Annotated in this window: 9 tRNA genes; all 9 read right to left on the bottom strand. The window is 50.4% G+C overall.

Annotated elements, in window-relative coordinates:
- Positions 1-159: 159 nt before the first annotated feature.
- Positions 160-236: transfer RNA gene (locus tag ACRCYC_RS00765), tRNA-Met, on the bottom strand.
- 13 nt (positions 237-249) lie between these two features.
- Positions 250-325, bottom strand: a tRNA-Phe gene (locus ACRCYC_RS00760).
- A 7-nt stretch (positions 326-332) separates the two neighbouring features.
- A tRNA-Ile gene (locus ACRCYC_RS00755) sits at positions 333-409 on the bottom strand.
- Positions 410-415: 6 nt separating this feature from the next.
- Positions 416-492, bottom strand: a tRNA-Pro gene (locus tag ACRCYC_RS00750).
- Between the two features lie 20 nt (positions 493-512).
- Positions 513-588: transfer RNA gene (locus tag ACRCYC_RS00745), tRNA-Trp, on the bottom strand.
- Between the two features lie 13 nt (positions 589-601).
- A tRNA-Ile gene (locus ACRCYC_RS00740) sits at positions 602-678 on the bottom strand.
- 6 nt (positions 679-684) lie between these two features.
- Positions 685-761, bottom strand: a tRNA-Pro gene (locus tag ACRCYC_RS00735).
- A 10-nt stretch (positions 762-771) separates the two neighbouring features.
- Positions 772-863, bottom strand: a tRNA-Ser gene (locus ACRCYC_RS00730).
- 9 nt (positions 864-872) lie between these two features.
- Positions 873-961 (bottom strand) — tRNA-Ser (locus tag ACRCYC_RS00725).
- Positions 962-1,010: the final 49 nt, after the last annotated feature.

Genomic DNA, 1,010 nt, shown 5'->3' with positions numbered 1-1,010 from the left:
GGATCAAACTCTCAAATATAATTTAAAAAGTTGTCCATCGCTCAGCTAATCATTATCTGAATATCTGGCTTGGTTGTTTGTGTTTAATTCTTTTAAAAAGAATTTTTATAATTAACCTACTGTTTAATTTTCAAAGTTCTTATTTAGTATAAACCTAGATGGTAGCGGTAACAGGAGTCGAACCTGTGACCTTTCGGGTATGAACCGAACGCTCTAGCCAACTAAGCTATACCGCCATAGTCATATTCATGGTGCCCAGAAATGGAATCGAACCATCGACACAGGGATTTTCAGTCCCTTGCTCTACCGACTGAGCTATCTGGGCAAACATTTGGTGGGCCTAGCTGGACTCGAACCAGCGACCTCACGCTTATCAGGCGTGCGCTCTAACCACCTGAGCTATAGGCCCACATCTTGGTCGAGGTGGAGGGACTCGAACCCCCGGCCCCCTGGTCCCAAACCAGGTGCGCTACCAAACTGCGCTACACCTCGATGTTTATATGAATTTTAAGTGGCAGGGGTGGAGGGACTCGAACCCCCGGCGCACGGTTTTGGAGACCGACGCTCTACCAGCTGAGCTACACCCCTGTATAGTTTTAAATGGTGGACCTTCAGGGACTCGAACCCCGGACCTACCGGTTATGAGCCGGGCGCTCTAACCAACTGAGCTAAAGGTCCACATCTTGGTCGAGGTGAAGGGACTCGAACCCCCGGCCCCCTGGTCCCAAACCAGGTGCGCTACCAAACTGCGCTACACCTCGAACTATTAATTGGCGGAGAAGGAGGGATTCGAACCCTCGCACCGGTTTACCCAGCCTAATCCCTTAGCAGGGGATCCTCTTGAGCCGCTTGAGTACTTCTCCATATTTAATTGGCGGAGAGGGTGGGATTCGAACCCACGGTCCCTTTCGGAATCACTGGTTTTCAAGACCAGCTCCTTAAACCACTCGGACACCTCTCCATTGGTGATCCATCCGCGACTCGAACGCGGGACACCCTGATTAAAAGTC

The sequence above is a fragment of the Paraclostridium sp. genome, assembly GCF_051657365.1.
Lineage (GTDB): Bacteria > Bacillota > Clostridia > Peptostreptococcales > Peptostreptococcaceae > Paraclostridium.
Note: the sequence above shows the minus strand (reverse complement) of the source record. Positions and strands in the feature narration are given on the sequence as shown.